General features: G+C 34.6%; 5 protein-coding genes. All 5 read right to left on the bottom strand.

From position 1 onward, the window contains the following. On the bottom strand, window positions 1-1,038 hold a 1,038-nt coding region (locus tag ACNO7W_RS16095), incomplete at its 3' end, for a substrate-binding domain-containing protein (protein WP_417938888.1). A 606-nt stretch (window positions 1,039-1,644) separates the two neighbouring features. Then, entirely contained in the window at window positions 1,645-3,420 is a 1,776-nt protein-coding gene (locus ACNO7W_RS16090) for a RagB/SusD family nutrient uptake outer membrane protein (protein ID WP_417938887.1), read from the bottom strand. A 12-nt stretch (window positions 3,421-3,432) separates the two neighbouring features. Then, window positions 3,433-6,606 carry a SusC/RagA family TonB-linked outer membrane protein gene (locus tag ACNO7W_RS16085; protein WP_417938886.1) on the bottom strand — a complete coding sequence of 1,058 codons (3,174 nt, stop codon included), beginning with the start codon at window positions 6,604-6,606 and terminating at the stop codon, window positions 3,433-3,435. 237 nt (window positions 6,607-6,843) lie between these two features. Continuing rightward, window positions 6,844-7,587 carry a formylglycine-generating enzyme family protein gene (locus ACNO7W_RS16080; RefSeq protein ID WP_417938885.1) on the bottom strand — a complete coding sequence of 248 codons (744 nt, stop codon included), beginning with the start codon at window positions 7,585-7,587 and terminating at the stop codon, window positions 6,844-6,846. A gap of 948 nt (window positions 7,588-8,535) precedes the next feature. Continuing rightward, window positions 8,536-8,812 (bottom strand): helix-turn-helix domain-containing protein (locus ACNO7W_RS16075; RefSeq protein WP_417938884.1); only part of this gene is annotated, 277 nt, incomplete at its 5' end.

The raw sequence follows: 8,812 nt of genomic DNA, 5'->3' as shown, positions 1-8,812 counted from the left end.
AGAAATTAAAAGTTTCAGAAGATTACTCTGAGTAGAGTATTTCTTTTCCTGGTTTTTTATAACACTTTGTTGTTGTTCAATATCAGATTGTTGGATTGTTATTTTATCAAATTGATTACTCATTATATCCGCATTAAGAGAATCTATCAATATGGTATTAAGCTTGTTATTTTTAGGAACAATCTCTTTACCTACAATCCTCAATGCAAGTTTGATAGCTTCGCTACCACCTGTTGGATATAAAACAGTGGCTTCTAAAACTCCATCCTTAACAAATTGAATGCCTCCGTTTGGACCATTAATTCCATCGACTCCTATAAATTTTATTTTTTTTTCCAGCTTTTTTTCCTTAGCTACTGACCATGACTGGTATGCAATTATATCATTATATGCATAGACATAATTAATATCAGAATAACTTTCCAGCGCTTTCACAAACCCATTCTTAGGCAACTCATCATTTTGCGCTTCTAAAGTAATTACTTTAATTCCCGGATATTGATTAACGATTTGTCTAAATCCTAAACTTCTTTCTAAACCAGGCGATGTATAGTAAGCCCCTTTAATTTCAATCACATTGGCATGTCCTTTAGATAATGAAACAATGTGTTTCCCGGCAATTCGTCCTACCTCAACATTATCTGCTCCTAAATAAGCCGTATAATTTGAAGAATTTATTTTTCTATCCACTATGATTACAGGAATACCTTTTGCATTTGCTTTTTCTATTACCGGAATGATAGAGTCTGATTCAAAAGGAGAAACTATTATGACATCTGTTTTATCTTCAATCATTTTTTCAATATCACGAATCTGTTTTTTTGGTTGACGATTCGCATTATAAATTCTCAGGTTAACCTCTGGATGAAGTGACGCTTCAACCTCCATCGCATGATCCATCGATTTTCTCCAAATATCATGATCTATACTTTGTGAAAATCCAATGGAAACTTCTTTTTTATCTTCATCAGATGATTTGCAGGAATTTAGTATACATAAGAAACCTGCCAGCAGTATAAAACAAACTCTTCTTGACATACGATTTATGGTTTATTAAAATAAAATATTTAAAGTAATTAATAGCTATTCTTGTAGTTGATTTTTCTGAATTCATATCCGTAAAAACAATCTTAAGAATATAATAAAAGAATATTTTTATAAAGTCCTAAATAGGTTTTCAGACTTATGAATATCTTCTAATTGCATTGACAATTAGTTTTTTTGCAGAAATCACATATCATTTTTATATTAAATGTCAAATGATATTTTAAAGTATTAAACAAATATATACATTATTTTACAATTTGTTTATCCCATATCAGGTTTTTAAATCCAGGTTTTTGAAAACAATTTTTTATAGAAAACACCTATTCAGAGATTAAAAAAACTAATTATTAGAAAAGGGGCAATTACAATAATAGAAATTTGATGGTGTGCAGCCAATAAAAACACAAAACAACTAGTTGAAGCCGGAGCGGATGTACTTGTCTGGGGAGTTTTGTTTTTAAAGCCGAAGACCCTATAGAAACTATTATTGATTTGGAGTAGCTGACATCCCTAATAAATTAGATTAGGAGGCTATCTTTTCAGACAGCCTCCTAATCTAATTTAAAACACTAACAAGCATTATTATTAACCTTATTTTTAATACCCGGGATTTTGTTTGTATAAACCTCCAGTAAAATCAATTTCTCTTTGAGGTATCGGATAATATTCATCTCTACCCGCTGTGAACTTAGCACCTAAAAGGAACTTTTTATCAGCTCTTTTTATATCTCTTTCAACATCTAAATAAGCATTCAACACCTGTTCTGCAATTCCCCATCGTACAAGATCAAAGAATCGGGCCCCTTCCATTCCAAACTCTAATCTTCTTTCAAACATCAGTGCTTTCATAGCATACTCTTTTGTAGGGAAAGGAGTTTTGTATATATCAATTTTATAATCATTTGAAGCTCCAGCAGCTAAAGGCATTGTAGCACTGGCAGCAGCTCTTTCTCTAATCCTATTGATTATAATTCTTGCTGATTCTAAATCGCCTTTTTGTATTAAAGCTTCTGCTTTAAATAATAATACATCTGCATATCTAATGAAATCAACATTTTTTGAAGTACCGATGAATGGTCCGTTTTTCACATAACAGGAACAGTCCGGAGATTGTTGCTCTTTCATGTTACCAAAATACCCATAAACTCCAGGGTCTCTGGCCCAACTGAATTTGTAAACCATGTCACCCGCAGTTTTTAGTGTATTTTTATATTTGAATGGTCTTCCTGGAATACCTACCGTATGGTCAATTCTAGGGTCAATTGTAACTCCGGGAGCCAAAGGTGCATCCCCATTGCTGATAGTATTAAAAATATCATCATCCGTATTAGGATCATTGTCATCATTAAAAGTATCCAACAATGGTAAACCAGCAGCATCCGTTTTAAAGGCATTTACCATGTTCTGGCTGGCCATGTGAAAACCACAACATCCGTAAAGTGGTGTACCATGAGGCGAATTCAATCCCGTTACAAAACTTACTCTACCGGTATTGGTACCGTCATTGATAGAAAATTGTACTGCCCAAATAGATTCTGGTCCGTTATCATGGCCATCTAAAAAGTTATAACCAAAGTCTGTTTCTAAATCACCTATTACCGCATCCGCATAATCAATCACTTCCTGTAATCTGGATTGGTTAATATTTACAACATGATGTGTATCATCTTGTTCGTAAGCCTGATACAATCTTAATTTTGCTAAATAGGCAGCTGCCGCATTTTTATCAGCTCTACCTACCTGTTCTTGAGATTGTGGTAGATTATTGAATGCAAAAAGGAAATCAGCTGCAATTTTATTCCATAAATCCTCATTAGACAAATCATTCGATGTTTGTAAAATTTGTTCTTTGGAAAGATCCTCTGTGATATAAGGAACTTTCTTGAACAACAACTTTAGCATAAAATGAGAATGCGCTCTTAAAAAACGTAATTCTGCCTGTCTGGTTTTCTTTAACGGATAATCTGCATCTGGTAAATTATTGATAACCGATAAAGCAAAGTTGGCTCTTGAAATCGCTTTATAATGATTGGTCCAAGTTCTAGGCAACATCAAATCCCCATAATCTGCAATAGTTGTAGTGTATTGCTCATAACGATCCACAACATCTACGTCGCCTCGACCCCCTCCGCCTTTGTAGGCATCATCTGACCGTACACTACCATAAACCCATTGGTGCGTTATTGGCCCCACCATTTCGTCATTACCGATGGCTGCATAAGCCGCGTTAACTAGGGCATCCGCATTTTCAGCTGTTGCTACATTCTCAGGAGACAATACTCCTGTAGGTTCGTAATCTAAAAAATCTGAGCTACAGGATGCCAAAAATAGGATTGACAAGAAGCTGACAACTATTTTATTATATTTTTTCATGAGAATTATTATTTAAAAATTTAAATTTACTCCTAATGATAATGTGGTAGGTACCGGTATTCTGTTAACATCTGTTCGCTCTGGATCGGAACCTATATAGTCCTTTGGAGTAAACCAAAACAGATTTTCCCCTTGTGCATAGATTCTACATTTAGTTATGAATCCCAATTTATCAACTAAACTATCCGGAAGAGAATATCCAATTTGCATACTTCTAATTTTAAAATAAGAATTATTTCTAAAAAGATAATCTGATGTTTGAGTATCATTATTTACCAAAGAAAGAGAAGGTACAGTTGAACTTGTATTAGTTATTGACCAAGCATTTAATGTTCCTGGACCTGCATTTTCCCTGCCTTGGACAAAATTATTCCAAAAAACATAAGGATCAACTCCAATTCTTCCTGCTACTCCGGAACCAAAAACGGAGAAGTCAAAATTCTTATACGCTAAACTAATATTAATGCCATATTCTAATTTTGGAAGTGTTGTACCAATGAAAGTCCTGTCATCTGAATTGATAATCCCATCAGGCTTTCCATCAGGACCACTAATATCAACATATTTAATACCCCCAAGTCTAGGAGCTATTTGGGTCGCATGGGAATCAATGTCTGCCTGACTTTGAAACAAACCTTCGGTTTTAAAACCAAAAATTTCAAATTGTGAATGACCAATTATGGAGTTTATGGCTGTCCCTGGATATGCTGCCCTAACTTCTTCCGGTAGATCCGTTATTTTATTTTTTGTTGCACCAAAATTTGTGGAAACATTAAAATCTAATCCATTTTTTAACGTATTTGAATATCCCAATGTAAATTCCCAACCTCTATTTTGAGTAGAAGCCCCATTCAAGAAACGCTGTTGCCCTTCCCCAATAACTGCTGCAATAGGTGGTTTAATCAAAATTCCAATTGTATTTCTTGAAAAGTAATCAAATGAACCGGATAATTTATCTCCGAAAAAACCAAAATCAAGACCTACGTTAACCTCTTTGGTAGTTTCCCATTTTAGTCCTGAATTAGCTGCTTGTATCGATACAATCCCAGAAGGTAAATTCCCGGTATTAGCACCATTTAAATCATAGGCAGTTCCTACATTATAAAAGACATTAAAGAAATCCGGAACAAATACCGCTTGATTAGGTCCGTATCGAGCTTCATATAGTCCAAAACGAGCATTGTCACCAATGGATTGATTCCCCACTTCTCCATAACCTGCACGTAGTTTAAGACTTGAAACCTTTGTTATATTTTTGAAAAAATCTTCATTATTAATCTTCCAACCTACAGTAGCAGCTGGAAAAATCCCATATCTGTTGTCTTCTCCAAATCTTGATGAACCATCTCTTCGGATAGTAAACGTAGCCAAATACCTGTCTAAAAATGCATAGTTAATTTTTCCAAACTGAGAAAGCAGCCTGCTTCCTGTAGATAAACCATTATTTGTTCTGGCTCCTGTAGCTGCAGAAAGTGTAAAATAAGATTCTGTTTCTACCGCAAATCCCTCAGCTCTAGCATACAAAGTCTTCAAATCTGTTTTAATTGCTTCTGTTCCTATTATTACTCCAATTTTATGATTTGAAATTTTCAAGTTATAATTTAAAGTATTTGAAATTGTTAAACTTGAATATTTATTGGTATCAAAAGTCAAACTATTTGTAGTTCTATTAACAAACCCATTTTTTACAGTTGGCTCAATGTCTTTTCTGTTGAAATCATTAAAATCCATTCCGATACTATTCCTGAAAGTAAGATTTCTTAACAGATCAATTTCTGTAAAAACATTTCCAAACAAAGAAATTCTTTTGTTGTTATCCCATCTGTTTAGATATTGCATCAATAAAGGGTTATTCCTATCGGAATAACCAGACCCTAACGGTCCCGCATAATCACCCGAAGCAGTATACACAGGAATAGTTGGCGCTAATGAAATAGCTAAACCTGGTGTTGGTGCATTTCCTACATCATTAGCGGCGTTTCTTTCGTTTGATTGGGTAAATTGAGAATTTACACCAAATCTAACTTTATCATTGAACAACTTAAAATTTACATTAAGTCTGGCAGAATACCTTTCATAATTGGTATATTTCAGCATTCCTGAATTATCTAAATACCCTAAATTCAGCATTGCGTTTGCTTTATCAGATCCACCGGATACCGATAAATCATTATTAATAACAAACCCTGTTTTATACATCGTATCCTGCCAATCCGTATCTCCGACAGGTACATTGGTATCGCCACCTACAAAAGGCTTAACGGTTACGCTGTTTAATATTGGATTATTACGATCATGATTCCAATCAAAATCATATATTTCACCATATCCTCCGGCTGGATCCGCATGATCATTAACTGATGCCTGCCACAAAACCTTACCTCGATCCAGCGCATTAAGCATTTTATACCGTTGCTTTTTCTCAGAAAGTGATGAAACGCTAATGCTATAAGAAACACTCATCTCCCCCCCTTTTGCAGCATTTTTTGTTGTTACAATGACAACACCGTTTGCTGCCCTAGAACCATAAATAGAGGAAGCGGAAGCATCCTTCAATACTTGAATGGATTCTATAGCACTTGGATTTAAGCTGGCGAATACCTCCGGTCTTACTGTAGGGACACCATCAATCACATACAAAGGGTCTGTATTTCCCAGCGTACTTACCCCCCTGATTAAAATCCTGCTATTCGATCCACTGGGATCTCCGGATTTTTCAACGAATAGCCCTGCCACTCTTCCTTGTAAAGCTTGCATAATGTTTCCGGAACTTAGACTTTGCCCTAACAATGGCTTTAAATCTACTACAGTAATAGCCCCTGTTACATCTACTTTTCGTTCTTTTGTATAACCCGTTAAAACAAGTTCACTTAATTGTATTGATTGTATTGATTCTGGTTTCAAAACTACATCTATTGATTCTTGTCCATTCACTTGAATTGTTTGAATTGCAAAACCTGCAAAGCTAAATATCAAGACAGCGTTTTCATCTACATTGTTAAGTATATAATGACCGTCAAAATCCGTCGTGGCTCCAATATTTATTCCAGAAATCATCACTGATGCTCCAGGAAGTGCCATTCCGTCTTCGGAAGAGGTTACGACTCCTTTTATTCTTATATTTTGGGCCGTAAGTGAAAAGAAGGAACCCATTAAAATTAAATAAAGGATAATTTTTCGTTTCATAATTTAGATTGTTTAGTTAAAACTTAATTGGCTAATTATTAAATTTTCAATAATAAAATTGAAATTCCCTTTAGTGACTAAAAATGTTTACATTGGTTTTTCTACTTTATGTGCGGTATGATTTATTGTTGAGGTTATCTTTTTATTGGATAAATAACCATCTGTAACTACCTGCGTCTCTTTTGTTATGCTAGTTTCTATTTTTTCGTTTATCGTCTCGGATAGAGACTTCACTGTTTACTCGATAAAAACCATCCGAAAACCGTAGTAGTAATACCGGAAGCTAGGCATCATGAGACTGCGGCTCGCCACACGGCAGTATGTAGAAGCAAGGAACCAACTACCACCGCGTAGCACACGGAAACCCCCTGATTTTGCGCCTTTTGGATTTGTTTGTGCTCCGGCGGAATAATCACCGTACCAATCCTCACACCACTCCCACACATTACCGCTCATATCATACAAACCCAGTTCGTTAGCACGTTTCTGAGCTACTGAATTAGTTTTATCACCGCTATTTTCTTTGTACCAGCCAGTCAAATCTATACTTTGCCCACCACTAAATTTAAAGCCTTTGCTTTTCTTTCCGCCACGAGCGGCATATTCCCATTCTGCCTCTGTAGGCAAGCGACATATTTTGCCAGTTTTATCGCTCATCCAGTCGCAATAGGCAACGGCATCATCCCAGCTTACGTTTACTATTGGGTGGCTGTCTATCCAACCCCAAGATGGAGGATCTGGCATTTTTCGACCAGTAGCATCGCAGTAGGTTTTCCATTGTAGGACTGTGGTTTCTGTCTTAGCAATGCTAAATGTTTTTAGGGTCACGGGATGAACGGGCTGTTCATCAGCTTCTCCAATACCTTGTTCATCGCCCATATCAAAAGTGCCGCCTTCGACTATTATCATTTCGGGGTAACTTTGTGCTTTTGTAGCAAAAGCAAAAAAGGAAAGGGCAACAAATACGAATAATTTGTTCATTGTAGTTTGTTTTTAAATTAATGATTCGTTTTTTTATGGATAAAATAATTCCAATCTTATTTTTTCCAAACATAATCTACCAATTCAAGCGTGTTCTATTTTCCTTTTTGCACCGATAAAGGAATCACGGGCAACCATAGCTTTTTGTTCCGTTTCATAAATGGGTTCATTAGCATCCATATAATCGTTTGCACAGCCAATGTAATTGTTATTAAAAAATCATGGAAGACGATGAACCTTTCCTCATACAACCAATATATTCCCATATTTAGTTTTTTCCCACTTTGCAAATACCTTATCAACATAAGTTCTTAAAAATCTTGATAAAGTAAAATAATACTATTATAGTCGCTGCCCATTGCGCTGCTTGGCCGAAAAAAAACAAGCAATATTGCAGTAAGTTTCTCATGATTGTTTTTTACGTTTTGGCAATTAAGATTTCTTAATGGTTACACTAATCGGCTTTAAGTATATTCAATAAAAGACAGTAAACGTAGTTTTTCCCACAACTATTTTTAATTCAAGGGTGCATTGACATTGAGTGGGTATTTGCGTTTCGTTAATTACAATAACAATATAAACAACTGATTAATAATATTAAAGAAAAAACTACAACATTAATACAGTCAAAATTTTATTTCAAAAACAATTTTTTTAAGCCAACTTTTCTAAGAAAAAAACAGCCAAAAACAGACCTCATGTAAAGTCTACTCAAATTTACGCTTTTCTTATAATTATTTATTAGTATTGAGCTACTATTTGAATTGAAATGTAATTCTTTTCTTCAATTCTAATTTATAAACGAGCAGAATTGTTATAAAATTCACAGAGGTATCTGAATTGTTTTTCATATCCTTAATATTAATTTTTAGAGATCAGTGGATATATAGATATAATTATACTACGTTAACATTGTTAAAAAGAAAGTAGATCAATAGCAAAAAATATCTATATTTTACTTTTATATTCTTTCGGGGAGACTCCAAATTTATTTTTGAAAGAAGTTGAAAAATAATTTGGTGATGAGAAACCAACTGCATAAGCAATTTCTGAAATGTTCTGGTTCGACTTTTTTAACAGCTCTTTTGATTTATCCAATCGTATATTGTTAATATGATCACTGACACTGATCCCTAATATAGCTTTAACTTTTCGATACAATTGCACTCGAGAAATAGTTAAACTTCGTGCAAGATCTTCAACGGTATAAGCAGAATTATCCAAG

It is taken from the genome of Flavobacterium sp. ZB4R12, assembly GCF_048276375.1.
Classification (GTDB): domain Bacteria; phylum Bacteroidota; class Bacteroidia; order Flavobacteriales; family Flavobacteriaceae; genus Flavobacterium; species Flavobacterium gawalongense.
The sequence above is the reverse complement of the archived record's forward strand: the minus strand, read 5'-3'. Positions and strand labels throughout refer to the sequence as shown.

Excerpts from the sequence above, each read along its gene's own strand:
- ACNO7W_RS16090 (WP_417938887.1), bottom strand. The coding sequence starts at position 3,420 with ATGAAAAAATATAATAAAATAGTTGTCAGCTTCTTGTCAATCCTATTT.
- ACNO7W_RS16080 (WP_417938885.1), bottom strand. The coding sequence starts at position 7,587 with ATGAACAAATTATTCGTATTTGTTGCCCTTTCCTTTTTTGCTTTTGCT.
- ACNO7W_RS16085 (WP_417938886.1), bottom strand. The coding sequence starts at position 6,606 with ATGAAACGAAAAATTATCCTTTATTTAATTTTAATGGGTTCCTTCTTT.